The sequence below is a fragment of the Streptomyces rectiverticillatus genome (assembly GCF_013394065.1).
Classification (GTDB): Bacteria; Actinomycetota; Actinomycetes; order Streptomycetales; family Streptomycetaceae; genus Streptomyces; species Streptomyces rectiverticillatus.
In genome coordinates this window covers 410,491-436,957 of sequence record NZ_CP040752.1, presented here as the reverse complement: position 1 = coordinate 436,957, position 26,467 = coordinate 410,491, and the positions used below count along the sequence as shown (strand labels likewise).

Sequence of the window (26,467 nt, the reverse complement as noted above, 5' to 3'; positions counted from 1 at the left end):
CAGCAGCCGGACGCCTTCCCAGCCGGTGAAGACACAGCGCCTTCGCGCCTGCCGACTGGGCGCTGATCCCTGCCCCGAACAAGCCGCCTGAATACCTTCGTAGAGGGCCGACTGTCAGTGGGTGCGGTCATAGTCAGTGGCATGACCGCACCCGATGCTCACGACAGCACAGTCGAACGCTTCGCCAGAAGTACGGCAGCGTGTATTACCGCGGTGGCCGGTGCCGATGAGGCCGATGTGATCCGCTGCTTCGGAGGCGACCCCGCCGAGGCCCGGCACGGTACTTTCGCCGACCTCAGCGGCGTGGAATTCGACAGCGGTCGGCGGTACATCTTCGTGTCGCGGACCGGATCGACGGTGGTGGTCCGGGAGGACAACGGATTCGAAGGAACCCGAGAGGAGGTTCTCCGGCCGCTGTCCAGGCTGGGCCGCGCGGCAAGTGCCTTCTGGAACGTCAACGCGCATTCGAGACTGAGCCTCGCCGAGGACGGGCTGGTCCGGTCCTCGCTCGACATGCTGTTCCCCGATGACCGTGACGGTGCCTGTCCGGAGGCATGGGATCGCTATCTGCACGGCCTCGACTTCGACTCCCCGGCCGGTTCCACCTGGGCGGTCGGTATGACCGCCGTGGCCCGGGCGACGGGCGCGCAGCTGGACACCGCATGGGAGACGGGGCCTCAGCAGATCGTGCCGATCCGGCCGGTGAAGGAAGCCGTCCTGTACCAGTGCCAAGAGGGCTCCCCTCTCCTCGCCGAGTCGCCTTTCGACCGCTACCTGGCCGATCTCGGCCCGCACCACCTGCCGCACATGCGGCAGTACGCCTTCGAACTCGCTCTGCAGCACACCGGCCTCGACCGGGACCCGCTCGCTCTGTCCGCACTCGCGGGCGGGGACGGAACCGAAGCCGGCCGCCACGAGCTTCGTGCCCGGCTTTCCGCAGCGCAGTCGGCGGACCGGGAGCAGGCGTTCGCGCTGATGAGCGGGGAGCCGGACGATCTCGACGAGGACGAGCCGATACCTGCGTGGACCCTGCCGTCCCATGTCTTCCACATCCGATCCGCCATGTGGTGGGCGTTGGAAGGGCTGCTCGCCGCCGAAGACCGGGCACCGGGCGATTCCACATTCCGCCCCGGCCCGGAGAGCCTGCTGACGTATGCCATGCGAGGGCCCAGCGGCAGCGCGGAGCGCTACTGGTTGCTGACGTCTTTGATGAGGGCCGCGGCGCGAGGGTAGGGCGGCTGGGTCCCCGTTGGTGTCACGGGCCGGTGCCCGGCCGCGCCTGTTCGGTTCTGCTCGGATATCAACCTGAGAATGAGCTGTGACAGTCGTCAGGCAGGATGACCTCCCGTGATCGACTATCAGCACCAGCACCAGCACCCGAATCAGCACCCGCAGTCCCCGCCCCACCCGTACGCCCACCCCCAGCAACAGCACCCGCACCACCCGCACCCCTACGCGTACCCGCCCCAGTACCCGACCCCGCAGCCCGCGGTCCCCGAGGCGATCGGGGATGAGCGGCGCATGCTCGCTGCGGCTGTCGACGGCGTCATCACGGTCGTCGCCGGCCTCGGTCTCGCCCTGCAGCTCGCGGACGACAAGAGTGTCGGCGTCTTCTGGGCCTACGTGGCCGGGTGTGCGTTCGGGGTGTCCTTCGTCCACCACGTGCTGGGGGCCGTGGTGTTCCGGACGACGGTGGGCAAGTTCCTGCTGGTGTCCCGTGTGGTGCGCGACGCCGACGGCGGGCGGCCGCGTTTCTGGCAGGCCGTGTGCCGCTGGCTCCTCGGTCTGACCTGGCTCCCGATGCAGCCGATCCGGAGCCTGATCGGTGCGGAGGGCGACCCGTACGAGGACGGCTGCGGCCTGCGCTACGTACGCAGCAGGGACCTGCGCTGATCAAGGCCCCGGGCATCGCCCGGGACCGGGCGGCGACGGTCAGTCGTCCTGGTTGTCCTGGTCCTGGTCGTCGTGGTCATCGCGGTCGTCGTCGGGCGTGTCGACGGTGTTGGCCGTGACCTTGCCGGACGCGGCGTCGACGGTGACGTCGTGCTCGGTGCCCTTGCCGTCGATGATCTCGACGTCCCAGGCGCTGCGGCCGTGGTCATCGTCCAGCTCGGCGGAGACGACGGTGCCGGAGACGCTCTTGAGCGCGGCGTCGGCGGCCTGCTTGACGTCGACCTTCGCGCTCTTGACGAGCGTGCGGTGCTCGCGCTCGTCCGCCCCGATGGAGGACACGGCCGGAGTGTCGCCACCGTCCTCCGTGAGGGAGGCGGCGGTCGCGGCGCCCGCGCCGCCGAGGAGGGCGGTTGCGGCCAGTGCAGCGGCGAGGATGCGGCGGCGGCCGGTCAGTACGCGCTTGAGCTGCGGCTTCATGGGGACAGTCCCTTCGTCTTCGAGGATCCGGCCCCGGGTGCGGGGCCGGTCGTCGTTGCGGTTGTCGTTGCTGTCCTCACGGTGCCCAAGGCTTCCTGAACGCCCGCTGAAGGAAGCTGAAACTTTTTTCAGGTTCGCTCTGCGACGCTGAAGGCATGCGACTGCTGATCGTGGAGGACGAGAAACGGCTGGCCACCACCCTGGCCCGCGGCCTGGGCGCCGAGGGCTTCGCCGTCGACGTCGCCCACAACGGCCTGGACGGCCTGCACCGGGCCCGCGAGACCACGTACGACCTGATCGTCCTGGACATCATGCTGCCCGGCATGAACGGCTACCGGGTCTGCTCCACTCTGCGGGCGGCCGGGGACGATACACCGATCCTCATGCTGACAGCCAAGGACGGGGAGTACGACGAAGCCGAGGGCCTCGACACCGGCGCCGACGACTACCTCACCAAGCCGTTCTCCTACGTCGTGCTCGTCGCCCGCATCCGCGCCCTGCTGCGCCGCCGCACCCGCGCCGGCACCCCGGTGCTGCGGCTGGGCGACCTGACGGTGGACCCGGACGCGAAGCAAGTGCGGCGCGGGGAGACCGAAATCCCGCTCACGGCCCGGGAGTTCGCGGTTCTCGAACAGCTGGTGCTGCGGGCCGGACAGGTGGTCTCGAAGGCCGAAATCCTCGAGCACGTATGGGACTTCGCATACGACGGCGACCCGAACATCGTCGAGGTCTACATCCGCACGCTGCGCCGCAAGATCGACATCCCCTTCGGGCGTCGCTCGATCACCACGGTACGGGGCGCGGGCTACCGGCTGGCCACCGACGGCGGCACCCATGTTTAGGCCGTTCGCCTCCGTACGGGCACGCACCACCCTGGGGGCCACGGTCGTGGTCGCCCTGGCCCTGGTGGCGGCGGGGATCACCGTCATCAGCGTGCTGCGCGGGGACCTGATGGACCGTGTGTCCCTGCAGTCCGAGGTACGGGCCCGCGCGGTGGCCGGCTCCCAGGCGGCCCTCAACGGCCGCTTCGCCGAGGTCTCCCTTCCCGACGACGAGGACGACCTCGTCCAGATCGTCGACAGCGCCGGCAAGGTGCTCGCCGCCGGCGAACCGCTGCGCGGGCGGGCCCCGCTGACGACCTACGATCCCGCGCCCGCCCCCGTCCCCACGGCGAAGTCTTCGGAACGCGACGACGGCGAGGATGGCGACGGCGGTGACAGGACTGACAGCAGTGACAGCAGTGACGACAGCGAGGAGACGCCGCCGCCCCGGGGGCAGGTCTCCGCCGGGGCCGACCACAAGACCGTCGCGGTGAACACCGACAGCGACGAGCCGGACGAGAAGCACGACTACCGCTTCGCGTCCGTCCACGCCACCACCTACGACGGCCGCACCTACACCGTCTACGCCGCCACCCCTCTGGAGGACGAACAGGAGACCGTCACCTCCGTCACCCGGGCCATGCTCCTCGGCCTGCCCCTGCTCCTCCTCGTGATCGCCGCCGTCACCTGGCTGGTCACCCGCCGTGCCCTGCGCCCCGTCGAGGACATCCGCGCGCGGATGGCGGAGATCACCACCAGCCGCGACCTCGGCCGCCGCGTACCCGAACCCGCCTCGCGCGACGAAGTGGCCCGCCTGGCCGCGACCACCAACCAGACCCTGGCCGCGCTGGAGACCTCCGTCGAACGGCAACGCCGCTTCGTCGCCGACGCCTCCCACGAGCTGCGCAACCCCATCGCCAGCCTCCGCGCCCAGCTCGAAGTGGCCCACGCCCACCCCGAACTGCTCGAGGCCGAGGGGCTCCTCGAAGAAGTGACGCGCCTGCAGACCCTGGCCGCAGACCTGCTCCTGCTCGCCCGCCTCGACGCCGGAGAAGGCGCCGAAGGCACCGAAGGCACCGAGGGCACCGAAAGTGCCGACAGGGCCGCCGTGGACCTCGCCCGCCTGGTACGAGCCGAACTGGTCCAGCGTGCGGCCACCGACCGGATCACCCCCAGTGTGCAGATCACCGGGGAGAGTCACGGCGTCAGCGGAAACGCCTCCCAGCTCACCCGGGTGCTGGGCAACCTGCTCGACAACGCTCAGCGCCACGCTGCTTCCTGCGTGTCCGTGACCCTGAACCGAGAGGATGACCTGGTCGTGCTGACCGTCGGCGACGACGGCGCGGGCGTGCCCCCGGCCGAGCGGGAGCGCATCTTCGAACGGTTTGTCCGCCTCGACGACGCCCGCAGCCGCGACGAGGGCGGCGCCGGGCTGGGCCTGGCCATCGTCCGCGACGTCGTGCAGCGCCACGGCGGACGGATTTCCGTACGCCGGGCGCCGGAAGGCGGCGCACTCTTCGAGGTCAGGCTTCCCCTGGCGAACGCCGGCCCGGGCATTGCCTGAAGCTGCGGAACCGCTCGGCGATCTCCGGCACAATGCAGCGACGCGTCAGTTCGCTGTCACGTCCGTCGTGACGTCCGTCGTGACGTCCGCCGTCTTCCGCAGGCCGGCCGCCAGGTCCTCCACCATCGCCATCGTGCGGCGGTGGAGCCCGCCGCCGAACGTGACCCGGGCAGCGCCCAGTTCGCCCAGCTCGTGAGGTGCGGGCCCGCCGGGAAGGACGATGGCGTTGACGGGTGCGGGAACGGCGCGGGTGATCTCCGGGAGGAGCTCCGCGGGGGCCAGGATGGGGTACACGCAGTCGGCGCCGGCGAGGACGTAGAGCCGGGCACGCTCGATCGCGGAGGCGGCGTCCGGGGCCGCTCGGCCGGCCCGCAGGAAGGTGTCGGTGCGGGCATTGATCACGAGCCGGTCGCCGGCCGCGGCCCGTACCTCTGCCAGCCACTCGGCCTGCTCGGCCGGGTCCTTGAGCCGTCCGGTGGCGCGGTCGCTGTCTTCCAGATTGCAGCCGACGGCGCCGGTCTCCAGCAGCCGCTCGACGAGTTCGGCGGGCGGCAGCCCGTAGCCGTCCTCGATGTCGGCGGAGACCATCACGCCGTCCTCCGCGAGGGCCCGGACGATGCGGGCGACCGCGGTGAACATCTCGTCCGCGGGGGTGCTGCCGTCGGCGTAGCCGAGGGAGGCCGCGATGGCGGCGCTCGGCGTGGCCATGGCCCGGAAACCGGCGGCTGCGAAGGCGCGGGCGCTGGCAGGGTCCCAAGGGCCGGGCAGGACGAGGGGGCCGCGCCCGGCACGGTCGTGGTGCAGGCCGCGGAAGGTGGCGGCGTGGCCGGTGATTGCTGTCATGTGAACGACCGTAGACGCGGAGGATTGCGCGCAGGTGGTCCACTTGAGGGACCATTTCATGGGCCATTGCCATTGCCCTTGCCCTTGCCATTGTCCTCCGGCCGGTAGCCGCGCACCTCGCCCGTCGCTCCGGCGCGTCATTCTTCCTCGGAGTGGCGGGCGCGCAGCGCCCTCACCTTGTTGCGGTTGCCGCAGTGCTCCATGGAGCACCAGCGGCGCCGGCCCGGGCGTGAGGTGTCGACGTAGAGGAGGTGGCAGTCCTCGGCGGCACAGGTGCGGATGCGGTGCGCGTACGGGCCGGTCAGCAGCTCGACGGCGTCCCGGGCGACGGTGGCCGCCAGCTGCGTGCCGCTGGGGCTCCCGGCCCACTGCCGCTCGCCGGTCGGTGCGACGGCGGGGGCCAGGGACGGGCGGGCGGCCGCCGCGTTGATGGTCTCCAGGTCGCCCTGCGGGTGGGGCTCGCCGCGCGTGTGGGCGATGACCACCCGGAACAGCGCGTCGCGCAGCTCCCGCATGCCGGTCACCTCGGCTTCGGATATCTCCAGCACGGGCGTTGGCGTCAGCCGCGACCGCTCCGCCCAGGCGGCCAGGTCGGCGGGCTCGTGCAGGACCTCGTAGCGGCGGTACGGGCCGGGGCCGCCGGTGGTCAGCAGTTCCAGGCACAGCGCGCCGGGGTCGAACCGGTAGGCGACGCCGGTGTGGGAGCGCAGCGTGAGCCCCTTGGCCGCGGGGGAGTCCATGCCGCCAGTGTAGCCGTTGTAACCGATATAACAGGTTACAGCGGCTACACTGGCGGCATGGCATTGAGCTGGAAGCTGGTCATCGACAGCACGAACGCACCCGCCCTCGCCGACTTCTGGGCCGCGGCCCTGGAGTACGAGGTGGAAGACCCCGGCAGGCTCGTCGAGCAGCTGCTGGCCGCCGGGCACATCGGCGAGGAGGCGGTCGTCGAGCACCGCGGCCGCAAGACCTTCCGCGGCTACGCCGCGATCCGCCACCCCGAGGACCCGTTCGACGAGACCAGCGGCGTCGGCCGCGGCCGCCGGCTGCTCTTCCAGGACGTGCCCGAGGGCAAGTCCGGCAAGAACCGCTTGCACATCGACGTACACAGCGAGCCCGGCGGCCTGGACGACCTGGTGACCCGGCTGGAAGGGCTGGGGGCGACCCGTATCCGCGAGGTGAACAAGGGCCCGGCAGGACACTGGTGGGTGATGCAGGACCCGGAGGGCAACGAATTCTGCGCGGCGTAGGAATGTAGGGACGTAGGGACGTGGCGCTCGCTGTGAAGCGAATCACAGTGAGGGGCTGTCACGGTTCGCCGGTGCGGGGTGTCTCGATGGGTGTCCGAAGAAAGGAGCCGGTCGTCGTGGACGCCTTCACCGAGCACCGTGCGCTGCTGTTCACCATCGCCTACGAGATGCTGGGCAGCGCCACCGATGCCGAGGACGTGCTGCAGGAGAGCTATTTGCGATGGAGCGCGGTCGACCCGGCCACGGTCGAGCATCCGCGCGCCTACCTGGTCCGCGTGGTGACCCGGCAGTCCCTCAACCACCTGCGCGCCGTCAAGGCGCGGCGCGAGGAGTACGTCGGCACGTGGCTGCCCGAGCCGATCCGCACCGCGCCCGAGGTGAGCGAGGACGTGATCCTCAACGAGTCGGTGTCGATGGCCATGATGCTCGTCCTGGAGACGCTGAACCCTGCCGAGCGCGCGGTGTTCGTGCTGCACGACGTGTTCGGCTACACCCACGGCGAGATCGCCGCCTCGATCGGGAAGACCGAGGTCACCGTCCGGCAGATCGCCCACCGCGCACGCCGGCACGTCCACGCCCGGCGTCGCCGCTTCGAGCCCGACTCCGAAGCCACCCGGGAGATCGTCCAGCGGTTCCTGCTCGCGACGACGACCGGTGAAGTCCAGGCGCTGATGGACCTGCTGGCGCCCGATGTCGTGCAGGTCTCCGACGGCGGCGGGAAAGTGTCCGCCGCCCGCCACCCCATCACGGGCCGCGCCGACGTCGCCCGCTACGTCCTCGGCGTGGCCCGCACCAGCGTCACCGCGACGACCCGCATCGAGCACGCCACCTACAACGGCATGCCCGCGGCGCGCTCGCTCACCGACGGTGAACTCGACTGGCTGCTCGCCTTCGAGATTCACGACGGACGGATCACCGGCCTCTACGTCATACGCAACCCGGACAAGCTGCACCGCGCCGATGCGGTGCACCCACTCAACAGGGGAGAACGCCGGCCATGGAAAGCATGATCGTAGAGCGCACCATCGACGCCCCGATCGACGACGTCTTCGCCTGGCTCACCACGACCACGAACTACACGTCCTCGCCCTTGGTGCTGCGCTGCCGCCTGACCCGGCGCGGCGAGACCGCGCCGTACGGCGTCGGCGCGGTGCGCAGTCACCTCTGGCTGATCGGCTGGTTCCGCGAGCGCATCACGCACTACGACCCGCCGTACGCCACCGAGTACGTCGTCGACCGCAGCCTGCCGCCGGCCCGGCACGAACTCGGCCGCATGACGTTCACCGAGACCGACGGTGGCACTCACGTCCGCTGGACCACGCGCGCCGAGATCCCCGTCCCGTTGATCGGCCCCTTCCTCACCCGGCGCCTCGCGCGGCCGATCATCACGGGCACTTTCGGAAACATCCTCGCCGCTGCCGATGCTGCGCTGGCCGGACGCTCCGGCAGGCACCGGGCGTAACCTGCGCGAGCACTACGTCCTCAACCCCGGCAAGTCCTACGAGACCCGCCAGCGCGTCACCGCCCCCATCCTGGGCGCCCTCGCCGCCGAAGGCCGCATCCACCGCACCCGCCCCGCGGGCTCGTGGACCTCCGCCCAGTTCCGCTGGGCCCCGTCCGAGTCGTTCCCCGCCGTGCCGGCGCCCGAAGCCAAGGCCGCACTCGCCCGCCACTCCCTCGTCGCGTTCGGCCCGGTCACGGCGGCGATGTCCTGGACGTCAGTCGGGAGCGTCGTGGCCGGCCAGTGCGCGGAGCGCGCCCGTCAGCTGGTCAGGGGTGAGCGGCGGTACGGGGAGGGCGGTGGCGGCCGGGGCGCGTAGACCGTCCAGGAGGAGGCGGAGGTGGCGTCGCCAGGCCTGGGGGGCGACGGTCACGGAGGCGGGGACGACGCGGCCGAGGGCGGCCAGCGCGAACAGCAGGTCCTCGACGACCACGTCGTCGCGCATGGAGCCCTGTTCCTGAGCGCGTCGGATGAGCAGGGAGACGGTCTCGTGGTGGTGCGTCTTGAGGGCGTCGAGGGAGGGGACGTCGGGGATGCTGGTGGTCATCAGATCGTTGGCGCCTCTGTCGGCGGCCAGGCCCTCGAAGATGTAATCGAGATAGCCGGTCAGCCCGGCCCACGCGTCGTCGGCGCCACGCGCTTCCTCGCCCCGGCGCAGCGTGTGGGTCAGGGCGTCACCGAAGACCGCCTCGATGAGCGCGCCGCGGGTGGGGAAGCGCCGGTAGAGGGTGGCGTTGCCGACGCCGGCGCGGCGGGCGATGTCGTCCAGGGGGGCTTCCACACCGCGTTCGGCGTAGATCTCGCGGGCGGCTGCGATGAGCAGGTCCCGGTTGCGCTGGGCGTCCTTGCGCAAGGGGCCCGTCCCTCCGTCGCTCATCGGCCCTCCTTATATCCAATTTCCGCCTGTTCCTCGCCTTGGCAGCACCCTAACAGTGAACCGTGGACTGGTCCCCGTTTCGCTGTTAAGGTCACGGGGCACGTAGTGGGGAGTCGTCCCCACTTTGCTGGGTCCGGGCGGGCGCGTGCTCGCACCGGCCGACGAAGGGATGACGATCGATGAGCACGCTTCCCGACTTCCAGGCCCTGGCCCCGGCCGGCACGGACTTCCCGGACTTCGTGGCCGACCCCTATCCCCTCTACGCCCACCTGCGCGAGCAGGGCCCCGTCCACCGCGTCCCCACGGAAGGGGCCGGCGACGTCTGGGTGATCCTCGGGTACGACGCGGTGCGCGCAGCCCTCACGAACCCCGGGCTCAGCACCGACGTCCGCCACTCCTCCCGCTGGACCAGCGACGGCGGCCAAGCAGTCGGCCGCAACATGCTCCAGACCGACCCGCCCCAGCACACCCGCCTGCGCGCGCTGGTCGCCGGAGAGTTCACCGCCCGGCGCATCGAAGCCCTCAGGCCGCGCATCCAGCAGATCACCGACGAACTGCTGGACCGGATCGCCCCGTCGGGCGCCACCGATCTCGTCGCATCCTTCGCGCTTCCCCTCCCCATCGCCGTCATCTGCGAGCTCCTGGGCGTACCCGAAGCGGACCGCGAGCCCTTCCACGAGTGGTCGCAACGGATCGTCTTCGAACCCGCCTCCCCGGCAGGCGCCGAGGCGGCCGCAGCGATGGCGGCCTTCCTCACCGAGCTGCTCCGGTCCAAGGAGCGCCACCCGGGGGAGGACTTGCTGAGCGCGCTGGTCCGGGCCGAGGACGCCGAAGGGCGCCGCCTGCCCATGGACGAGCTGATCGGCATGGCGTTCCTCCTGCTCGTCGCCGGCCACGAGACCACCGTCAACCTGCTCGCCAACGGCACGTACGCCCTGCTCACCCACCCCGAGCAGCTCGCAGCCCTGCAATCCGACCCCTCCCTGCTCGAAGGCGCGATCGAGGAGATGCTGCGTTACGAGGGGCCGGTGGCCTCTGCCGCGTACCGCTGGACCAGGCAGAGCGTCGAGATCGCCGGCCGGACCATCCCGGCGGGGGAGGCCGTCCTCATCCTGCTGGCCTCGGCCTCCCGGGACCCCGGCCGCTTCGCCGAACCCGACCGCTTCGACATCCGCCGCCCCCGCACGCCCGGCGGCGGACATCCGGCCTTCGGCCACGGCATCCACCACTGCCTGGGCGCGCCACTCGCCCGCCTGGAGGCGGCCGTCGCCCTCCCCGCCCTCCTCGGCCGCCTGCCCGACCTGAAGCTGGACACCGACCCGGCGGAGGCCCCTTGGCGCCCCGGCCTGATCCGCGGCCTGTCCCGTCTGCCCGTCCGCTACAGCCCGACGCAGTGACATCAGCCGCATCACTGGACCACGACAACCACATCACTAGACCACGACAGCCGCATCGCAGACGGCATCAGCCGCAGCGGCCCGTCACCCGGGGCGACGAGGCCAGATAGAGGTACCAGTCGGCCCCGTCCGGCATCCGCAGCACGCACGGTGTCCAGTCGCGCGCGAACCCGGGCGCCCCCGGGACGCGGGCGGCGGCGGCCACCGGTTCCGACCTGGCCCGCTGCAGCAGTTCGCCGACGGTGATGGACGTGTTGTTGCCGGTCAGCGCTTCGGACGAGCAGCCCGCGTGGAAGGCGACGGAGACGACCTCGGGGCCGACCAGGGTGCACGGCGGGCTCAGACCGGCGCGGTGCAGGCGCTCGGCGGCCTGCAGCGTGTCGGCGCGGAGGCGCACCTGATCGCCGACTCTCCGTTGGAGCACCAGGTATTGGGTGGTCAGATGCAGGGCAAAGGCGACGCCCAGCACCACGGCCACGACCGGGCGCCATCGGCGCCGGGCGCCACGCAGCAGGGCGACGGCGAAGGCGGCGACGGGAATGGTGAGTTGGGCGTAGGCGGGGATGAGGAAGCGGGGGGCCGCGTAGTCGAGAAGGAAAAGGTATTGCAGCGACATCGCCGCCGCGCAGGCCGTGGGTAGCGCGATCACTGCCACCCGTGGCGTGCCGCGCCCGCCGGCGGCGGTCCGGCCACCGTGCCGGTACCCGGTCTTGGTCCTGGTCCTGACCATAACCAGGATCAGGGACGCGACGACCACGACGGGCGTGGCGAGCCACCACAGCGACAGCAGCGGGTAATCCCAGGCGATGTGGCACGGGCGGCACAGCAGCGGCCCGTTCAGGGCGCGCAGGTGCATGCCGAGGGTGTTGGTCCACCCCATGCCGCCCTGGACACCACTGCCGTCCCGCAGCCGGGCCACCGGCCCGTCGAAGTCGGTGTACGCCTCGGCGAGCCATGGCGCCAGCCCGGCCGCGAGCCCGCCCACCACGGCGGCCGCGGGGCGCCACCGGCGCCAGGAGGGCGTGATCGCGGCGGCTGCGAGCAGCGCGAGCGCGAGGAACACCGCGTCGGGCGGGCGCATCAACGCGGTGAACGCCACACTCACCGCCACCCCGGCCCACGCGCTGCGCCACATCGGCCCGGCGGCAGCGGTAGTGGCAGCCCGCAGGAACCATCCCGTCGCGGCCGTCGCCCCGTAGGCCACGTACAGGTTCGGCATGACCTCGCCCGCGTAGAACTGCACGACCCACAGACCGGCGAACGCCGCCGCGGCCACCGCCGTGACCGCTTCGCCGACCAGGCGGCGCCACGGCCAGAAGGCCGCCACCAGGCCCGCCGTGGCCAGCGCCACCATCCAGGTCCGCAACACCACCACCGATGCACTGAGCAGCACCGCAGGCGCGGCCAGCCAGCTGATCCCCCGGGCCCGCGGCGCGCTGAAATACGCGGCCGGCACCCGGGGGCTCACCTGACTCACGTATACGGCCTCGTCCCAGCCCAGCGGCAGCCGCAACGGCACCACCACCAGCTGCACCACACCGAAGGCCACGGCCACCCACACCACCGGCACGATCCCACGCCACCGCCACCGCCACTGCCTCCGCCGGACTCCCGTTCCGCGTCGGGAACGGGCCGGGCCGCCGTCGCGTCGGCCGGCCGGCCCGGCTGAGGGATTGCGGTCGTCCGCGACCGGGCGGCTGATCCGGGGCAAGCTGATCCAGGACAGGGGGGAACGGCACACTCCGTGGGCGTCGATCACGGCGCCCGTAGCCACACGGCCGGTCGTTGTCAGCCGCAGCCGGTACCCCAGGCCCGACCGGTCCGGCATGCCACGCCCTCCTCACCTCCCGAGTGGTCACGGTCGGTTCCACACTAAGTTCCCTGCGTGATGGGCGCCCGCGGTGCCGTGCCTACGGGGGACCGTCGCCTGCCACGGTGCGCTCGTTCCGAGCCCGGGCGCCGGGCACGGGCCCGGCGCCCTTCACCCTCCGTGGCACTGTCAGCCAGCCGCTACCGGCGTCCACGCAGCCGGGCGAGCAGCTTGCGGGCCTGGGCACGTTTGCGCGGGTCGGCTGCAGCGCGCCGGGCCGACGCGATGGTCCGCTGTCCGTGCGGGCTACGGGTGAACTGCTTGATACGTGCCATCAACCCCGACATGGCTCCTCCTTCGGGCCGTCTATCTTCCGTTTACCCGATTTACGTGATGGGATCCGGATGATGTCCGTTCGAGGTCGCCGGACTGCAGGGTCCTGGAGCGTCTTGGAGCGCGTACGGCGGACACGCGTAGCGCGTCGACTCCGGCTGTGGGGCCTGGGAGACAGGTCACGTGGCCGAGGACTCGGACGACTCGGACGACTCAGGCGACGCCTCGGCCTCCGTCTCGACCCCGGGGAGGAGCAGGATGCCCCACGTGACCAGCACCGCGCCCACCCCCTCCGGGACGAGCCACCAGCCGGTCCGTACGCGCTCGCCGTACACCAGGCCGCCCAGTGCCAGACTGACCAGCGCCTCGCCGAGAGTGAGGGCCGGCTGAGAGGCCACCAGCGGCCCCGACTCCATGGCGTTGGCCAGGAGGAAGAGCGCCAGGCCGCCGGCGGCGAAGAAGCCGTACGTCTGCCAGCAGGTGAGAAACGCCCCGGCGCCCTGCCGTTCGAAGACATCCGTGGCGGTCGTCATCAACGTCGCCGTCAAGGCGTAGCTGATCGCCGACGCGGAGCTGAACAGTGCCGCCCTGCTCATACCGCGGGGCCTGGTGAGGGCGGCCATGACGCAGACGGCCATGGCGCCCACGGTGGCGGTCAGGGTGAGGACCCACAGCCAGGCGGAAACCTCCCCGTGCCCCCCGGAGGGCGCGGCGGCGAACAGCGCCAGCCCCAGCCCGAAGGCCACCATGAGGGACGCGGCCCAGCCGGTCGCGGAAAGGCGGCGGCGGGAAAACGCACAGGCGATGACGAGCGTGAAGGGCAGTTCCGTCACGAGGATGGGCTGGACGAGCGAGAGCGACCCGAGGTTCAGGGCCAGCGCCTGGCACGCCGCAGCGCCCACGATCACCGCGATCCCGCCGAGCCATGCCGGGTTGCGCACCAGATGCCGGATCAGGCGCACGCTGAACGCGTCCCCGTGAGGCACGGTGCGCGCGGCGATGCGCTGAAGCACCGTCCCCGTCGCGTTGCCCGCGGCCGCCAGCAGGGCGAACGCCGCGGAGAGCAGGGCGGCTGACATGCCATCCTCCCGTCGTTCGTCCGTACCCCGGGCATGACCTCACCGGCCGTCATGTGAGAAAGACGATCACACGGCCGGGCGGACCGGGGAAGAGGCGCGCAGGACACGTCGGCCGCTGGGGGAGCTTTCCTGCGGGGCCGGGCTCGGGGCCGGGGCCGGGGCGGGGCCGGGGCTGACCTCGGCCCCGCTGAGAGCGGCCTACTTGTCGGCGGTCAGCTTGCCCGCCACGCCCCAGCTGTCGGCCGGAACCTCGTGAATCCATACCTGCACGGCCTCGGCGGGAATGTGCAGGGCATCGACGAACGCGTCGGTGACGCGAGCCACCAGATCACGCTTGAGCTCGATGTCACGGGGACCCTGCTGAATGGTGACGATGGGCATGATGTGCTCCTTGTTTCCGGACCGGAGTGCCCCACCGGCGGTTCCGGTGCGGTGCGTTCCGTCCTGGAAACAGTTCACCGCGCAGGGCCGGTGCCCACCCAGACCCGAATGACTCTCGCAGCGATCACGATTACTGATCACTGAGTACTGGTCACTGATTAGGCACCTGTCACGGCATCCTGCAGCAAACCAACCAGCGGGGAGGACGTACCGCCCCGGACCACCAGCTCGACGGGCAGCCGCAGCCCGGGCCCGGAGAAGGGGACGAAGGCCACGCGCGGCAGCCGCATCAGCCGGGCGTTGCCGGCGTAGACCACCGTCCACATCGGCGTGCCCGAGCCGATCGCCGCCAGGGTGTCCTGAAGACTGCTGAATACCGGCCCCGGAGTCGGCTCGAAGCCCGCCTTCCGGCAGCCGTCGAGGACGAGGTCGACCAGCGCCGGGTGATGACGCCGCTCGGTCAGACGCAGCGGCAGCGCCGCAAGCTCGGCGAGACTGACTGCCGATTGCTCGGCGAGGGGGTGCCTGGCGGGCACTGCCGCCACCAGCTCGTCCTCCCAGAGCAGGCGGCGCCGCAGCTCGTCACCGCCCTGGACCACAGCGCCGGCGCCGTCCTGAGCCGGCGCACCGTCGGAGGCAGGTGCACCGCCACGGACGAAGACGGCATCCAGTCGACCGTCGGCGAGCCGCGCGAGGCGTTCGCGTACGGGCAGCGCGACCAACTCCACCCGGACGCCCGGCGCATGCTCCCCGAAGGCCTCCAGCACGCGGTCGAGCCTCTCGCCGAGCCCGGTGATGGTGCCGAGCCGGAAGACGCCGCGGCCTCCGCCCGTCAGCTCCGCGGCCACGGCCCGGGCGGAGTCCTCTGCCGCGAGGACGGCGCGCGCGGCGGGGAGGAAGGCCTGTCCGGCCGCGGTGAGGCGGACGATCCTGGGCGTCCGGTCGAAGAGCTCGATCTTCAGCTCGCGTTCCAGCCGCCGGATCTGCTGGCTGACGGCCGGCTGCCCGATCACCAGCCGCTCCGCCGCCCGTCCGAAATGCAGTTCCTCCGCCACGGTGACGAAATAACGCAACTGACGCAGCTCCACCGGACCACCTTTCCCCGTGACTTTCCCGGTGCCTCTCCCAGGCCCTTCGCTCGATCCTGCCGTACCGGAATGTTGCGGATGCACGGCCCCCGCGATCGCCCTCCGTGAGCGGGGCTCTCAATCAATCCCAGGTGCCGCGGGGCCCGACGTGCCGGCGCCCGCTCAGGACACCAGGGGCTGCTCCTCCAATTCGGTCAGTTTCACGGTGCACAGACCTCCGCGCTCGGTCTTGACGTCCGTCACCTTGAGCTGTGTGCCCGGCGAGAGGATGAATTCCTCCTCGCCGGTGAAGGCGGAGAACCTGCTGATGCCCACGGCCCGGGCGGGTACCACCTCGAAGAGCGTCCGCTTACCGCGGCTGCCGAGGAATGCCTGTGCCACGCCGAGCTTGGGCGTGCACGAGGACACACCCCACCAGGTCACGGTCCGACCGAGCGGGTACTGCGTGCGCAGGTCCAGCGATACGCCACGCCACAACGGCTCGGTGCGGGCGGGAAGCTGCGACACCGCCGAGAACAGCAGCCGCAGGTACGGGAGGTACGGGACGATTCCGGCCCGGTCCGGGGAGCGCAGGACCTTGTTGATCTCCCGGTAGAACGCGGACTGGCAGGTGTAGAGGTAGAGGGCGGCAATCGCGTCGGCGGACAGGCTGCCGTTGCCGGCCGCTGCGTCCGCCCGGCTCTTGCCGAATTCGTGCGACTGGTCGACGTGCCGGTCGAGACCGGACAGTAGCTTGGCGACCGGGGCGACGGCGTCTCGGAACTCCATGAGCGGGGTGTCGAACACGCCGGTGATCGCGGGGAGGGCGAGACCCTCGTCTTTGACGCTGGCAAGTCGTTCGAGGTAGAGCTGGTGCAGTTCCATGGTGGACGTGATGAACGCGCCCATGCGTTCGGCGACGTCGTTGTCCGTCCCGCCGGCTTCCTCCGTGAGCTGGTTCCAGCCCTTGCTCGGCAGCCAGTCGATCTGGTCGGCGCCGAGCGATGCGAGGGCATCGTTCACCATCCCGAAATGGTCGTCGTCGCAGAAGATGTCGCCCTGCGCCGCGGGATTGGGGTGGTCGATGTGCCGGACCTCGACCTCGGGGTACTTCTCCTGGAGCCGGAGGACGATCTTCTTCAGATTGCGTGCGTGAGCGCCCCACCATGCGAAGACGACGCCACGGTCTTCCTCGTCGGCGTCCTGCTTGGCCTTGAGGATCTCCTCGACGATCCGCTCGGCGACCGGGCGCCAGAATGCGGTGTGCGGGTCGGCTCCCCTCGCCCCCTCGCTGCTGGCGGTGAGTGCCGCGTTCAGCAGCAGTACGCCCTGCGTGAGCATCGCCTGGAACCATTCCGGCGGCTGGACGGTGTCCTGCTTCTTCAGCAGTGCACGAATGTCGGCTATCGGGGTCTTCTTGGGAATCCCGTACTTCCACATCGCCGCTGCCTTGATGATGCAGCGGATGCTGACGACCCTGCCGAACTGACTGTCCTTCCAGTCGTGGAAGGTGTTGTCGAACATGGCGATGCCGGTGGCGCTCTCCGGCCGCGGATACGGGTTCTGCCCGAATATGACGACCTTCCACTTGTGCGGTGGATTGGGCTTGAGCGCCTGGAAAGTCAGTTCGCGGACAGGAACGACTTCCGGGCCGCGGCCCGGGCCGATGAACCTGGCTGCGTCCGGCTGCGCCTCGATAACCGGCTTCAGGAGCGGAAGCCACGGTTCACCGCCGCCTTTGAACAGTTCGGTGAGGGCCAGAAGGTCATTCGGGTCGGGCTGGGCCGGGGTGTTGGCATCGCTCATTGTGGAGGTGCTCCGAATTATCGAACCGTGCTGATGGGGACATGGTCGGTGAGGTGGGCGAGTTCCGCGCAAACGTACTGAATGCGACAAGAGGGGGCAGGAGCCCCGAGCACCGTGCGTGCGGGCCGGTGGGCTCTCGTCGGGGTGCCGGAGGTCAGGGCTGACCTGCGGAAATCTGGCGGCAGGCTAGCACCGGCTCAGTTTGCTCGCAATCGTGACGACGGGTCACGAACCACTGTCGCCAGCGGCGTTGTCAGTGGGGCAAGGTAGCTTCGTGAGTGGTCGAAGGACCGGTTGCCGATTGGAGTGCATTATGACCGTGAATCGCATGCAGTCGCCGCTCAGGGTGGTGCTGACCGACATCAACACCAAGGTGGTGGAGGCATGGCGGGCGGCGTTCGCCGACACCCCCGGGATCGAGATCCGCAAAGGCTCGATCCTTGACGAGGAAGTCGATGCCTGGGTGAACCCGACCAATTCCCGGGGCCGGATGGACGGCGGAGTCGACGCGGCCATCAAGCGGCACCTCGGAGCGGGCATCCAACTGCGCGTACAGCGGGCGATCCGCGACCAGTTCGCGGGAAGCCTCCCGGTGGGCGGCGCGGTGTGCGTTCCGTCCGGGGCGGTCAATCCGAAGTTCCTGATATCGACGCCGACGATGGAAACGTCTTCGCAGAATGTGAGTGAGACGTTGAATGTGGCCCTGGCGTGCGCCGCCGCGTTCCAGGCGATCCACCGGAAGAACAAGGAGGCGCCGGGCAGCATCGAGTCCGTGGCGCTGGTGGGCATGGGCGCCCGGACCGGCCGGGTGCCGGCACGAGTGTGCGCCAACCTGATGTGGACGGGCTACACGCTGTTCAACGACTACTACTTCGAGGACTACGACGACCTGCGCAGCACGGTCATCGGGCAACTCGACGACATCGAGAACGCGCCCGTCGAACAGCGGGTACGCATCGAACCGCCGAAGTGAGGCGCGGGCGATGTCGCCCGTCCGGCGGGAGCGGTGTGCCGCGGCGAGGGGCTGCTGCGGCACACCGCTCACTGCCCGGCTCCGTTCGGCACTGCTAGACGCTTACAGCCGAGTGTTCCCGCGCCACGGTGACGATGCGTTCCCGCACGCAGACCTGGTCGCCGTACGAGACACGGATCAGTCCGTACGGCTTCCGGTCCTGCCACCGCTCCGAGGTATGCGCGACATCTGCCGGTTCTCCCGCGGCGCGGCGCGGACCATCGCCAGCACGCTGTCGAAGCCGGGCGCGGAACGGCACGACGGTGCGGTACACCTGCCGGCCGCCGACCTCGTGAACGATGAGGGCAATGGCAGAGAGGATGCCGACCAAGCTGCCGCCATAGGGGCGGCAGTACGCTTCGAAGGCTGCTGCTTCCGTGTCGTCTGCGAGCATCGCGTGCGTGAACTTCTGGACCGGCAGTGGGCCTTCGGGGTCGAGGCCGAGATCGACAGGGAAGTTCGGCAGTTTCCCGTCGCACCGGGCGATGAACTCCCTCCAGCGGGAGACGATCGCGTGCGTGTCGTCGATCCGGTCGGCTTCCGTGGGCTCGGCTGCGCTGAAGTCGACATAGCCGGCGACCGGTGTCGCATCCACGGAGCGGCCTTCGAGGCCGGCCGCGTAGAGATCGTGTATCTCACCGGGGATGCGCTGGATCGAGTACGCGTCGACGTTGCTGTGGTCGAACGCCATGTGCACGCTGGTGCAGTCGTCCGTGACGACTGCGGCGAAGATGAAGTTCGGCCAGACGAGCGCGTTCGCCACGACGTCGAAGCGATCCTGTAGGTACTGGGTCAGCGTCGCCGTGTCGGGAAAGTCACCGACGTCTTGACGCTGCAGCATGACGGCATCGGCGTTCAGCGTGAAGCGTCGCACGGACGGGCCCCCGGTAGGGGAAGGCGGGCCTCTCCGGCTGCCAGAACCCAGGCCCGCAGGATGCGCACCCTGGCCGCGCGACGGCGCAATGGGAGGGCCGGCTGTGGGCTACCTGCGGGCCGCGGTGGCGGAGGGCAGTTCGGCGAAGCGGTTGCGGTACTCGGCCGCGAAGCGGCCCAGATGGGAGACGCCCCACCGGTAGGCGATCGTGCCGACGGAGTCGGTGGAAGCGAGGATGTCCGCACGGATCCGGTCCAGCCGCCGGTTGCGGACGTACGCAAGGGGCGAGAGGCCCAGCCGGGCGCGGAATGCGGAGCTGATGGTCCGCGGGCTGCATGCAGCGGCCTTGGCGATGTCACCGAGGGTGATGCGCTCGGCGAGGTTCGCCTCGATGAATGCGAGGGCCGTGCGCAAGGAGCGCGGATGTCCGGAGTGCGGACCGTCCCGCAGCGCGCCGGTGTGCGAGTGCGGCTGGGCCAGGAGCAGGGCGGTGACGATGCACCGTAGCTGACTTCGCTGCAGCTCCTGGCGCTGGAACAGGGAGTCTCCCGAGTCCAGTTGTTCCAGCAGTGAACGTACCAGCAGCCGCACCGCCCGGCCCTTGGACCTGGCCACATCGAGCGCGAAGTCGAATCGGACGGTGGACACCGGAGGATGCCCGGTCAGCGCGGTGAACTCCTGCTCCACGAGCGCGGCGTCGATCCGCAGCCCCACGAAACCCGTCCGGGTGCTTCGCAAGGGCCGCAGCTCCTGGGTGTCACCGGGGTTGACGACTCCCGCCGTCGTCCTGTCGAGGGTCGCCGGCAGGCCGCCGCACGATGCCGAAATCGCGCCGGTCACACCGATGTTGACGAAATAGGAGCTGCGGCCGCCGACGGATGCGACGCGCACGTCGAGTGGCGAGGCGAAGTAGCCGACCGCGAAGTCATCGGCGACCACGCCGCGCAGTTCGTGGTCTGCGCCGCTGCTCAGACCGTTCAGGGGCGACGTGGTGATCGAGCCGCCGAACAGCCGGGTGGCGGCGTTGAGCACGTCGCCGGGGTTACGGGACTTGGCAATGAGGTAGTTGCGCAGCGGCTCCGGCACGGCGTTCACCTCCCTTGGGGCCCCCTACCGCGGTGCTGAGGGAGCGGATACGACGGACGAAGAGGACCCAGTGTGTCAGGCCCCGGCTTGTCGCTGCGGCGCCGTCACATCGGCGGGGCGTCGAACAGCCCGGGGTCGGCGTCGTTGTGGGACTTGGCGGCGATGAACTCGTCCATCTCGTTCGCCGTGCCCCACTGATCCGCGTTGGCGGGGTCGCGCAGGTCGTAGAGGTGGGGGTGCCAGGTGTCCTCGTCCAGGACCTCCAGCTCGGTGGTGTACTCGACGGTGTTGCCGGCCCGGTCGAGGAAGTAGCTGAAGGTGTTGTCACCGGCACGGTGCCGCCCCGGTCCCCACAGGCGCTCGATTCCCAGGCGCCGCATCCGGCCGGTGCCGCGCATGAATTCATCGATGCCGCGCATCTCGAAGGAGGCGTGGTGGAAGGCCGCGTGCGGCCCGCGCACGATGCCGAAGCTGTGGTGGAAGGTGTTGCACCGCAGGAACCACATGATTTCGCCGCGGCCGCCGAGGCACATGGTGTCCGAGAGGCGGAACCCCAAGTACTTGACGTACCAGGCAACCGTGGCCTCGGGGGTAGGAGAGTTCATCAGCACATGAGACAGCCGCACCGGGACCGGCTCGCGGGCTTCGATCCTGCGGTGCCGGCGCGGGGTTACGTCGGCGGAGACTTCCACCATGCGGCCCTCGTTGTCGAAGAAGCGGACCCCGTAGCCGCCTCCCGGGGTGTCAAGCGTCTTCGGCTCGTGGACGAGCCGCACGCCTCCGGCGGTCAGCCGCGCGGCCAGGGTGTCGACGTCGCCCGCGCCGGCGGCACCGAAAGCGATGAGGTCGGTGCGCTTGCGGGCATCCTCGCGCAGCCGCACCACGTACTGCTCCGGTGAGCCCTCGGCGGCCAGAAACGAGACTCCGGTGTCACCGGCGGTCTCCGTCAGCCCCCACAGCTCGGTGTAGAAGCGGCGCTGCTCGGCGAAGTTCGGCATGGCGATGTCGATGTGCCGCAGGTGGGTGATCAGACTGCTGTTGCTCATGGTGCACTCCACTCCCTCAAGGCGTGCGGGTCAGCTCAGTTCTTCAGTCAGCAGGTGCGCGGGACGGGACGGCATAGTCGTGCGGTAAGCCCACGTGCAGGTCGGCCCGCGAACCCTCGTTCGCGCAGCGGCCGGCCGCGCGCATGGCTCTCCTCCGGGCGGGCGTGCCACGAGTTTCCGTTCGCTGTACGAACGGCGGACGCCGGATGATCACGCGGGCTCGGCCATCTGCTGGTGGCAGGCATATACCAGCGCATGCGCGTCGTGGTGGCGCTGCGCCTGCTCCAGGCCGGCGATCGCCATAGAGGTCTCCACCAGCGTCCGGCACCGCTGCCTGCGCCGGCCGGTGAACGCCTCAAGCGCTTCACTGACCGACTCGTGCCGCGCCAACTCCTCCGCCAGCACAAGCCCGTCCTCGATGGCCAGTGCCGCGCCGCTGGCCATCTGCGGGGCGGGCGCATGCGCGGCGTCACCGATGACGACGCCGCTGCCGCGGTGCCAGGCTCCCTCCAGGAACGTCGTCCGCACCGGGCGGCGTACGACCGACCTCGACGCGGCCACCAGCGGGCGGAGCTCCTCGACCCGGCCGGGGAACGGCTCCAGCAGCTGCTGCAGCCGCAGGGCGAGCCCGGCATCCGGGAGGAAGCTCTGCTCCACCCCGTTCTCCGTCAGGAACACATACGCCAGGCTGTCCGAGATGGGTACGAGGCCGGCCGTGTCGGCCTTCCCTGCGAAGTGATGGATCCCGGTGGCCCACGGCGGGCGCGGCACCAGCGCCCGCCACACCATCTGCCCGTGGTAGTCGACCGAGGCATCGAGGCCCAGCAGGCCCCGCGCCGACGAGCCGATCCCGTCCGCACCCACGATCAGCCCGGCCTGCCTGACCGTCCCGTCCGACAGCCGCACGCGGACGAGCTCCGACGGCCCGGCGGCCGCCCGCGCGTTCCCCACCTGCTCCACCGCCACGACCGTCAGTCCCCGGTGCACCACCACGCCGCATCGTTCGGCTTCCGCATGCAGGATGCGGTGCAGTACGGGGCGCGCTATGCCCGCCATCGCCGGCCGCCGCGCACCTATCAGGCGTGGCAGCTGGATCTCGTCCACGGGTTCGCCGGTCGCGCCCACATGCGTGACCGTGGTCATGCTGTGGCCCGCGGTCAGGCATGCGTCCGCCAGCCTCAGTTCGGCCAGCGCGCGCAGCGAAGGACCGGTCAGGCACAGCCCCCAGCCGGACGTCGCCTCTGCCGGGCTGATCTCGGCGATCTCGACTTGCCATCCGCCACGTGCCAGGGCAGTGGCCGCCGTCAGCCCGGCAATGCCCGCACCCACGACCACGGCCGTCCGTACACCACGACTGCTGTCCATACACGCCTCCCGAGCACCGATTTCCCCGAACCGTAGGTCCGATCGGCACCCGGCCCTATCCGATTCGGGAGGCGACCATCCGTTGTCGGCAACGACTTGCGCTGTAGCAGGGAGAGGGCGCGTAGCCCTCAGGTCATGCGATCGACAGGCCTGAGCGTGGCTGAAGCCCTCCTCCTGGCGGGCCAGCCGGACCAGCCGGGCCAGCCGGGCCAGACGGGCCAGCCGGACCAGCCGGGCCAGATCCTCCGGTCGTGGTCGGCCGACTACCACGCTGCTGCTATTCCGCGTTGCGCGGCGACAGCCGCCGTGTAATCCGGTCGAACAGCTCCGCCAGTGGCTCGCCGACGTCCCGACCGAACTCGGTCAGCCCGTAGGTGACCTGGGGCGGCGTCGTCGGCTCGACCTTCCGCCGGACCAGGTCGTCTCGGACAAGGAGCTGATCATGATCGTGGTGACCGGGGCTACCGGGAACGTGGGCCGGCCGTTGACGCGAGCGCTGGCCGAGGCGGGTCAGCAGGTGACGGCGGTGTCACGGCACGCGGCGGCGGTGCCGGACGGCGTCCGCCGCGTGGTGGCCGACCTCGCCGAGCCGGCCGGCCTTGAGCCCGCGCTGGCCGGGGCGAAAGCGTTGTTCCTGCTGCTGTCCGGCGACCTGCACGCCGCCGGAGCCGCCCCGGCCTTCATCATCGGCGAAGCCGCGGCCAGAGGGTCCGCCGGGTCGTCCTGCTCTCCTCGCAGGGCGTGGCGACCAGGCCCTTCGGCCCGACGCGGATCGCGATGCGCGAGGTGGAGGACGTGCTGAGGGAGTCGGGCCTGGAGTGGGCCGTCCTGCGGCCGGGCGGCTTCGCCTCCAACGCCCTGTGGTGGGCCGAGTCCATCCGCACGCGGCAGGTCGTCGCCGCGCCCTTCGGCGACGTCGGAGTGCCGATCACCGACCCGGCGGACATCGCCGAGGTCGCGGCGGCCTGCCTGCTGGAAGACCGGCACGCCGGCGGCGTGTACGAGCTGACCGGCCCGGAGGTGATCACTCCGCGCCGGCAGGCGGATGCCATCGCCGCCGCACTGGGCTCACCCGTGCGGTTTCACGACCTCACCCGCGACGAGGCCAAGGCCGCCATGGCCCGGAGCATGCCGGCGGAACTCGCCGAGGACACCCTGGACATCCTCGGTTCCCCGAGCCCGGCCGAACTGCGCCTCACCCCGGACGTCCAGCGCGTCCTCGGCCGCGCCCCGCGCCCATTCGCCGACTGGGTCGCCCGCAATATCGCCGCGTTCCGCTGAGACCGGTCAGCGCCACTGGGACGAGCCCGAACGGCCTCTGCGCCGCCGAATGGTGAGCGCTGCACATCCCTTCGGGCTCGGTGGCCCTCCGGTCTCCCGACAGTTCTCCGCTCGAAATGCACCGCCCGCCTGCCCGTGAGGTATTGGACGACTCCCTCCTCGCTTCGACGCGCGCGAGCAATCCGCCACCTCCTGGACGAGTAGCCCGAGAGCCTCCCCTGACACGTTCGGGTTCCGCCATCGGAGCCGGCCTTGTGGCGGCCGGTCTCTGGTTTGAAGCGCCCCCCGGAATCGGGTCTCATCTGCCAGCGACACTCATGTGCTGCTCCGGGAATTCCTCTAACAGGACGGACCGCGACGGGCGTGTGCTGGAGCCAACCCCTAAGGGCTGTCCCGCAAATGATCTTCGATGTCAGTGCGCGTGCTGCCTGTGGTGGATCGTGTGTCTAACGGCCGACAACACATGGCCGAGAGTGTCGTTGCCGCATCCGTGATCGCCCTGTCACTGTTCACGGCGAGGCTGAGGCTTTCTGCCTTGAAGCACACCGTTACGGAGGCGCTATGGCGACCATCTCGGACAGTCGGATAGACGTCGTGTCACACGACGTTCTTCCGGTAGGTAGCTCCATCGCCGTGTCGGTCCGGTTCTCCGTCACCATCGACACTCACGAAGCCACCATCGACCTCACTGACGAACTCCGGCGGTTGGTAGCCCAGTCGGGAGTCACCGAGGGCACACTGCACGTGTACTGCGGCCACACCACATGTGGGCTGACGATCAACGAGAACGACAGAGGCCTGGACACGGACATGAAGGCTGTGCTTGAACGCATCGCCCCGCACAGCAACAAGCATCACTACGCCCACGACAAGGAGCGCACCCCCGCTGAGCGGGCAGTCCACGGCGAACGCGACAACGGCCACTCTCACGCTCGCGCCATGGTCGCCACTCACCCCGAACTGACCATCCCGGTCACGGCAAGCAAGCTGTACTTGGGCCAGTGGCAAGCGATCATGATGGCCGAGTTCGACGGACCACGTACACGAGAGCTGTTGGTCCGCGTTCACCGGGCCTAAAGTGTCCTGCAATTGATTTCTGGGTGTGACTGGTTCAGCAGCAAGGCACGCTCGTCTATCCGGCGAGGGTGAGGTTGTGCAGGCAGGCGATGCCGAGCATGGCGTGGTGGACGCCGGCGCCCTATAGGCGGCAGTCCCGCAGGATCTTCCAGGTCTTCATGCGAGCGAAAGTATGCTCGACGCGAGCGCGGACCTGCTTGTGTGACAGGTTGTGCTCTTCCTTCCAGGCCGGTAATTCCTCGCCCTTGCGGCGGCGGTGCGGCATCACCAGTCCGGTGCCCGGATAGCCGCCGTCGGCGATCGCCATGGTGTTGCCGACGGCGGCCTTGGTGCCGGATTCCTCCCACGCTTTGCAGTCGTTGCGGTTGCCGGGCAGCGGTTGTCCCACCACGACGACCAGGCGGGTGTCGGCGTCGATGACGACCTGATGGTTGGTGGAGTACCGGTAGTTTTTCGACTGCTCGGCGATCGCCTGGTCCCGCGTGGGCACCAGGGTGCCGTCGACGATCAGCACTGTGCCCTTCGCGAAGCGACGTCTGGGCCGCAGAGCCAGTAGCGGGCCGAGGTGGTCGATGATGCGGTCGGCCGCGGACTTCGAGACACCGAAGAGCGGGGCGAGCTGCCGCATCGTCAAGTTGGTGCGGCAGTAGGCCGTTACTAGCAGCACCCGGTCCTCCAATGGCAGGATCCAGGGGCGCCCCCGTCGCACTCTATCGGCGCCCTCGCGCCGCAGCTCGGCCACCAGCTTGCCGAAGCAGCGTGCGCTCAGCCCGGCGAACGGGCCTATCCAGGACGGCACCGACGCCGTGATCACACCAGCCACATCCCCACCTCGGGCTGGAGCCGCACTCGCGGGCGGGATTGCGGCCTTCCAAGAGGCGGTCGGGGATGCGCTCGCCCTTCCGGGCCGGCCACCAGCGCAGTGCCCGAGGCGCCGTGTGAGCCTTACCCTTCATGTAAAGCAAGCTTGACAGCCGCCGAGAGGTGACAAGTAAGCTTTACATATGCGAAACAGCGTCAGGGAGCTGCGGTCGTCACGAGGGCTCTCCCAGGGCCAGCTGGGCACAGCCCTCGGGGTCTCGCGGCAAACGATCAACGCCATCGAGACCGAGCGGTACACGCCTTCCCTGCCGCTCGCCTTGTCCATGGCCAAGTTCTTCGAGGTCAGCGTTGAGGAGATGTTCCACGCCAATGAGAGCCCAGCAGATGACCAGTAACACAGCCAGGCGGTCCGTCCCCGGCTTCTTCCTCGCCGTCGGAATCGCCTGCCTCACGGCCGCGACTGTCGGCGGCCACCTCGCTCTCGGCCTGGTGACCTTCGGGATCCTGGCGGTCTGCAGTCTTGCCTTAATGCTGCTGGGACGCCGGAGCGAGACCTACCAGGGCCTCACGGAGAAGGCTCCCGACGAGCGCTTCGCACGGATCGGAGGGTGGGCCTGGGCCGGTACGGGCATCGTGCTTACCGTGGGGAATCTCTGCGCCTTCATCGGTGAACTGGCATCCGGAAGAAGCGGCGATCCGTACTTCTGGTTCGTGGCCACCGCCGCCATCACTTACATCGCGTTCGTCGCCCTCTTGTCTCGGCGTACCTGAGTGCAGGTCAGGTGGCCTATGCGGCGGGAGCCGG

At 70.1% G+C, this 26,467-nt stretch carries 26 protein-coding genes and 4 pseudogenes; 14 read left to right on the top strand and 16 right to left on the bottom strand.

The window, feature by feature from the left end; translation table 11 throughout:
* Positions 1-141 precede the first annotated feature (141 nt).
* Both FGW37_RS01715 and FGW37_RS01710 read left to right on the top strand, forming a co-directional pair.
* Positions 142-1,233 carry a DUF6461 domain-containing protein gene (locus FGW37_RS01715; RefSeq protein WP_179079404.1) on the top strand — a complete coding sequence of 364 codons (1,092 nt, stop codon included), beginning with the start codon at positions 142-144 and terminating at the stop codon, positions 1,231-1,233.
* Positions 1,234-1,347: 114 nt separating this feature from the next.
* On the top strand, positions 1,348-1,893 hold the full coding sequence (locus FGW37_RS01710) for an RDD family protein (protein ID WP_179079403.1): 546 nt from the start codon (positions 1,348-1,350) through the stop codon (positions 1,891-1,893).
* Between the two features lie 39 nt (positions 1,894-1,932).
* On the opposite strand, the gene FGW37_RS01705 is transcribed toward FGW37_RS01710, so the two are convergent.
* On the bottom strand, positions 1,933-2,370 hold the full coding sequence (locus FGW37_RS01705; protein ID WP_179079402.1) for a PepSY domain-containing protein: 438 nt from the start codon (positions 2,368-2,370) through the stop codon (positions 1,933-1,935).
* Between the two features lie 155 nt (positions 2,371-2,525).
* On the opposite strand from FGW37_RS01705, the gene FGW37_RS01700 reads away from it, so the two are divergent.
* Both FGW37_RS01700 and FGW37_RS01695 read left to right on the top strand, forming a co-directional pair.
* Positions 2,526-3,212 carry a response regulator transcription factor gene (locus FGW37_RS01700; RefSeq protein ID WP_179079401.1) on the top strand — a complete coding sequence of 229 codons (687 nt, stop codon included), beginning with the start codon at positions 2,526-2,528 and terminating at the stop codon, positions 3,210-3,212.
* Entirely contained in the window at positions 3,205-4,755 is a 1,551-nt protein-coding gene (locus tag FGW37_RS01695; protein WP_179079400.1) for a sensor histidine kinase, read from the top strand. Before FGW37_RS01700 ends, FGW37_RS01695 begins: the two co-directional genes overlap by 8 nt.
* A 45-nt stretch (positions 4,756-4,800) precedes the next feature.
* Here FGW37_RS01695 and FGW37_RS01690 read toward each other — a convergent pair whose 3' ends face one another.
* On the bottom strand, positions 4,801-5,598 hold the full coding sequence (locus FGW37_RS01690) for an isocitrate lyase/PEP mutase family protein (protein ID WP_179079399.1): 798 nt from the start codon (positions 5,596-5,598) through the stop codon (positions 4,801-4,803).
* A 137-nt stretch (positions 5,599-5,735) separates the two neighbouring features.
* Positions 5,736-6,338, bottom strand: coding sequence for a CGNR zinc finger domain-containing protein (locus FGW37_RS01685; RefSeq protein WP_179079398.1), 603 nt, complete (start codon positions 6,336-6,338; stop codon positions 5,736-5,738).
* Positions 6,339-6,395: 57 nt separating this feature from the next.
* Here FGW37_RS01685 and FGW37_RS01680 point away from each other — a divergent pair, with 57 nt between their 5' ends.
* From FGW37_RS01680 to FGW37_RS01665, 4 genes are all read left to right on the top strand, one after another.
* Complete coding sequence (locus tag FGW37_RS01680; RefSeq protein WP_179079397.1) at positions 6,396-6,848, top strand: VOC family protein; 453 nt, start codon at positions 6,396-6,398, stop codon at positions 6,846-6,848.
* Positions 6,849-6,934: 86 nt separating this feature from the next.
* Positions 6,935-7,858, top strand: coding sequence for an RNA polymerase sigma-70 factor (locus FGW37_RS01675; RefSeq protein WP_179079396.1), 924 nt, complete (start codon positions 6,935-6,937; stop codon positions 7,856-7,858).
* Positions 7,846-8,310, top strand: a complete 465-nt coding sequence (locus FGW37_RS01670; RefSeq protein WP_179079395.1) for an SRPBCC family protein — start codon at positions 7,846-7,848, stop codon at positions 8,308-8,310. Before FGW37_RS01675 ends, FGW37_RS01670 begins: the two co-directional genes overlap by 13 nt.
* On the top strand, positions 8,270-8,668 hold the full coding sequence (locus FGW37_RS01665; RefSeq protein WP_179079394.1) for a DNA glycosylase AlkZ-like family protein: 399 nt from the start codon (positions 8,270-8,272) through the stop codon (positions 8,666-8,668). The genes FGW37_RS01670 and FGW37_RS01665 overlap by 41 nt, the downstream gene beginning before the upstream one ends.
* On the opposite strand, the gene FGW37_RS01660 is transcribed toward FGW37_RS01665, so the two are convergent.
* Positions 8,567-9,226, bottom strand: coding sequence for a TetR/AcrR family transcriptional regulator (locus FGW37_RS01660; RefSeq protein WP_179079393.1), 660 nt, complete (start codon positions 9,224-9,226; stop codon positions 8,567-8,569). The two genes, FGW37_RS01665 and FGW37_RS01660, sit on opposite strands and share 102 nt — an antisense overlap.
* Positions 9,227-9,405: 179 nt before the next feature.
* Between FGW37_RS01660 and FGW37_RS01655 the strand changes: the two genes are divergently transcribed.
* Positions 9,406-10,623 carry a cytochrome P450 family protein gene (locus tag FGW37_RS01655; RefSeq protein WP_179079392.1) on the top strand — a complete coding sequence of 406 codons (1,218 nt, stop codon included), beginning with the start codon at positions 9,406-9,408 and terminating at the stop codon, positions 10,621-10,623.
* 67 nt (positions 10,624-10,690) lie between these two features.
* On the opposite strand, the gene FGW37_RS01650 is transcribed toward FGW37_RS01655, so the two are convergent.
* The 6 genes from FGW37_RS01650 to FGW37_RS01630 all read right to left on the bottom strand — a co-directional run bounded on the left by FGW37_RS01650 (position 10,691) and on the right by FGW37_RS01630 (position 17,099).
* Complete coding sequence (locus FGW37_RS01650) at positions 10,691-12,193, bottom strand: hypothetical protein (RefSeq protein ID WP_179079391.1); 1,503 nt, start codon at positions 12,191-12,193, stop codon at positions 10,691-10,693.
* Positions 12,194-12,633: 440 nt separating this feature from the next.
* Complete coding sequence (locus FGW37_RS33790; protein ID WP_281394943.1) at positions 12,634-12,768, bottom strand: hypothetical protein; 135 nt, start codon at positions 12,766-12,768, stop codon at positions 12,634-12,636.
* 177 nt (positions 12,769-12,945) lie between these two features.
* Complete coding sequence (locus FGW37_RS01645; protein ID WP_179079390.1) at positions 12,946-13,845, bottom strand: DMT family transporter; 900 nt, start codon at positions 13,843-13,845, stop codon at positions 12,946-12,948.
* A gap of 198 nt (positions 13,846-14,043) precedes the next feature.
* Complete coding sequence (gene dmpI, locus FGW37_RS01640; protein ID WP_058041880.1) at positions 14,044-14,226, bottom strand: 4-oxalocrotonate tautomerase DmpI; 183 nt, start codon at positions 14,224-14,226, stop codon at positions 14,044-14,046.
* Between the two features lie 158 nt (positions 14,227-14,384).
* A complete protein-coding gene (locus FGW37_RS01635; RefSeq protein WP_179079389.1) occupies positions 14,385-15,314 on the bottom strand; it encodes a LysR family transcriptional regulator in 930 nt (309 codons plus the stop codon).
* Between the two features lie 162 nt (positions 15,315-15,476).
* Entirely contained in the window at positions 15,477-17,099 is a 1,623-nt protein-coding gene (locus tag FGW37_RS01630; protein ID WP_179079388.1) for an ADP-ribosyltransferase domain-containing protein, read from the bottom strand.
* Positions 17,100-17,427: 328 nt separating this feature from the next.
* Between FGW37_RS01630 and FGW37_RS01625 the strand changes: the two genes are divergently transcribed.
* Positions 17,428-18,072, top strand: a complete 645-nt coding sequence (locus FGW37_RS01625) for a macro domain-containing protein (protein ID WP_246430212.1) — start codon at positions 17,428-17,430, stop codon at positions 18,070-18,072.
* Between the two features lie 259 nt (positions 18,073-18,331).
* Here the strand turns inward: FGW37_RS01625 and FGW37_RS01620 are convergent.
* The 5 genes and pseudogenes from FGW37_RS01620 to FGW37_RS01600 form a co-directional block, all read right to left on the bottom strand.
* Positions 18,332-18,994, bottom strand: a pseudogene (locus FGW37_RS01620) (condensation domain-containing protein); the annotation flags it as partial.
* A gap of 99 nt (positions 18,995-19,093) precedes the next feature.
* Entirely contained in the window at positions 19,094-20,071 is a 978-nt protein-coding gene (locus FGW37_RS01615) for a helix-turn-helix transcriptional regulator (protein ID WP_179079386.1), read from the bottom strand.
* A 104-nt stretch (positions 20,072-20,175) separates the two neighbouring features.
* On the bottom strand, positions 20,176-21,117 hold the full coding sequence (locus tag FGW37_RS01610; protein WP_179079385.1) for a VOC family protein: 942 nt from the start codon (positions 21,115-21,117) through the stop codon (positions 20,176-20,178).
* Between the two features lie 210 nt (positions 21,118-21,327).
* A complete protein-coding gene (locus FGW37_RS01605) occupies positions 21,328-22,482 on the bottom strand; it encodes an FAD-dependent monooxygenase (protein ID WP_246430211.1) in 1,155 nt (384 codons plus the stop codon).
* A gap of 277 nt (positions 22,483-22,759) precedes the next feature.
* Positions 22,760-22,915: pseudogene (locus FGW37_RS01600) on the bottom strand (winged helix-turn-helix transcriptional regulator); the annotation flags it as partial.
* A 9-nt stretch (positions 22,916-22,924) separates the two neighbouring features.
* On the opposite strand from FGW37_RS01600, the pseudogene FGW37_RS01595 reads away from it, so the two are divergent.
* Both FGW37_RS01595 and FGW37_RS01590 read left to right on the top strand, forming a co-directional pair.
* Positions 22,925-23,763 (top strand): annotated as a pseudogene (locus FGW37_RS01595) (SDR family oxidoreductase).
* A gap of 561 nt (positions 23,764-24,324) precedes the next feature.
* Entirely contained in the window at positions 24,325-24,840 is a 516-nt protein-coding gene (locus FGW37_RS01590) for a secondary thiamine-phosphate synthase enzyme YjbQ (RefSeq protein WP_179079384.1), read from the top strand.
* A gap of 55 nt (positions 24,841-24,895) precedes the next feature.
* Here the strand turns inward: FGW37_RS01590 and FGW37_RS01585 are convergent.
* Positions 24,896-25,663, bottom strand: a pseudogene (locus FGW37_RS01585) (transposase).
* 181 nt (positions 25,664-25,844) lie between these two features.
* On the opposite strand from FGW37_RS01585, the gene FGW37_RS01580 reads away from it, so the two are divergent.
* Both FGW37_RS01580 and FGW37_RS01575 read left to right on the top strand, forming a co-directional pair.
* Positions 25,845-26,057, top strand: coding sequence for a helix-turn-helix transcriptional regulator (locus tag FGW37_RS01580; protein ID WP_045933922.1), 213 nt, complete (start codon positions 25,845-25,847; stop codon positions 26,055-26,057).
* Positions 26,047-26,433, top strand: a complete 387-nt coding sequence (locus FGW37_RS01575; protein WP_246430210.1) for a hypothetical protein — start codon at positions 26,047-26,049, stop codon at positions 26,431-26,433. The genes FGW37_RS01580 and FGW37_RS01575 overlap by 11 nt, the downstream gene beginning before the upstream one ends.
* Positions 26,434-26,467 lie beyond the last annotated feature (34 nt).

Bases quoted from the DNA above. Each gene is read 5' to 3' on its own strand.
- FGW37_RS01645 (WP_179079390.1), bottom strand. From the start codon at position 13,845: ATGTCAGCCGCCCTGCTCTCCGCGGCGTTCGCCCTGCTGGCGGCCGCG.
- FGW37_RS01630 (WP_179079388.1), bottom strand. From the start codon at position 17,099: ATGAGCGATGCCAACACCCCGGCCCAGCCCGACCCGAATGACCTTCTG.
- FGW37_RS01665 (WP_179079394.1), top strand. From the start codon at position 8,270: ATGCTGCGCTGGCCGGACGCTCCGGCAGGCACCGGGCGTAACCTGCGC.
- FGW37_RS33790 (WP_281394943.1), bottom strand. From the start codon at position 12,768: ATGGCACGTATCAAGCAGTTCACCCGTAGCCCGCACGGACAGCGGACC.
- dmpI (WP_058041880.1), bottom strand. From the start codon at position 14,226: ATGCCCATCGTCACCATTCAGCAGGGTCCCCGTGACATCGAGCTCAAG.
- FGW37_RS01705 (WP_179079402.1), bottom strand. From the start codon at position 2,370: ATGAAGCCGCAGCTCAAGCGCGTACTGACCGGCCGCCGCCGCATCCTC.
- FGW37_RS01605 (WP_246430211.1), bottom strand. From the start codon at position 22,482: ATGGACAGCAGTCGTGGTGTACGGACGGCCGTGGTCGTGGGTGCGGGC.
- FGW37_RS01670 (WP_179079395.1), top strand. From the start codon at position 7,846: ATGGAAAGCATGATCGTAGAGCGCACCATCGACGCCCCGATCGACGAC.
- FGW37_RS01680 (WP_179079397.1), top strand. From the start codon at position 6,396: ATGGCATTGAGCTGGAAGCTGGTCATCGACAGCACGAACGCACCCGCC.
- FGW37_RS01660 (WP_179079393.1), bottom strand. From the start codon at position 9,226: ATGAGCGACGGAGGGACGGGCCCCTTGCGCAAGGACGCCCAGCGCAAC.
- FGW37_RS01685 (WP_179079398.1), bottom strand. From the start codon at position 6,338: ATGGACTCCCCCGCGGCCAAGGGGCTCACGCTGCGCTCCCACACCGGC.
- FGW37_RS01715 (WP_179079404.1), top strand. From the start codon at position 142: ATGACCGCACCCGATGCTCACGACAGCACAGTCGAACGCTTCGCCAGA.
- FGW37_RS01695 (WP_179079400.1), top strand. From the start codon at position 3,205: ATGTTTAGGCCGTTCGCCTCCGTACGGGCACGCACCACCCTGGGGGCC.
- FGW37_RS01580 (WP_045933922.1), top strand. From the start codon at position 25,845: ATGCGAAACAGCGTCAGGGAGCTGCGGTCGTCACGAGGGCTCTCCCAG.
- FGW37_RS01675 (WP_179079396.1), top strand. From the start codon at position 6,935: ATGGGTGTCCGAAGAAAGGAGCCGGTCGTCGTGGACGCCTTCACCGAG.
- FGW37_RS01690 (WP_179079399.1), bottom strand. From the start codon at position 5,598: ATGACAGCAATCACCGGCCACGCCGCCACCTTCCGCGGCCTGCACCAC.
- FGW37_RS01575 (WP_246430210.1), top strand. From the start codon at position 26,047: ATGACCAGTAACACAGCCAGGCGGTCCGTCCCCGGCTTCTTCCTCGCC.
- FGW37_RS01625 (WP_246430212.1), top strand. From the start codon at position 17,428: ATGCAGTCGCCGCTCAGGGTGGTGCTGACCGACATCAACACCAAGGTG.
- FGW37_RS01590 (WP_179079384.1), top strand. From the start codon at position 24,325: ATGGCGACCATCTCGGACAGTCGGATAGACGTCGTGTCACACGACGTT.
- FGW37_RS01655 (WP_179079392.1), top strand. From the start codon at position 9,406: ATGAGCACGCTTCCCGACTTCCAGGCCCTGGCCCCGGCCGGCACGGAC.
- FGW37_RS01700 (WP_179079401.1), top strand. From the start codon at position 2,526: ATGCGACTGCTGATCGTGGAGGACGAGAAACGGCTGGCCACCACCCTG.
- FGW37_RS01610 (WP_179079385.1), bottom strand. From the start codon at position 21,117: ATGAGCAACAGCAGTCTGATCACCCACCTGCGGCACATCGACATCGCC.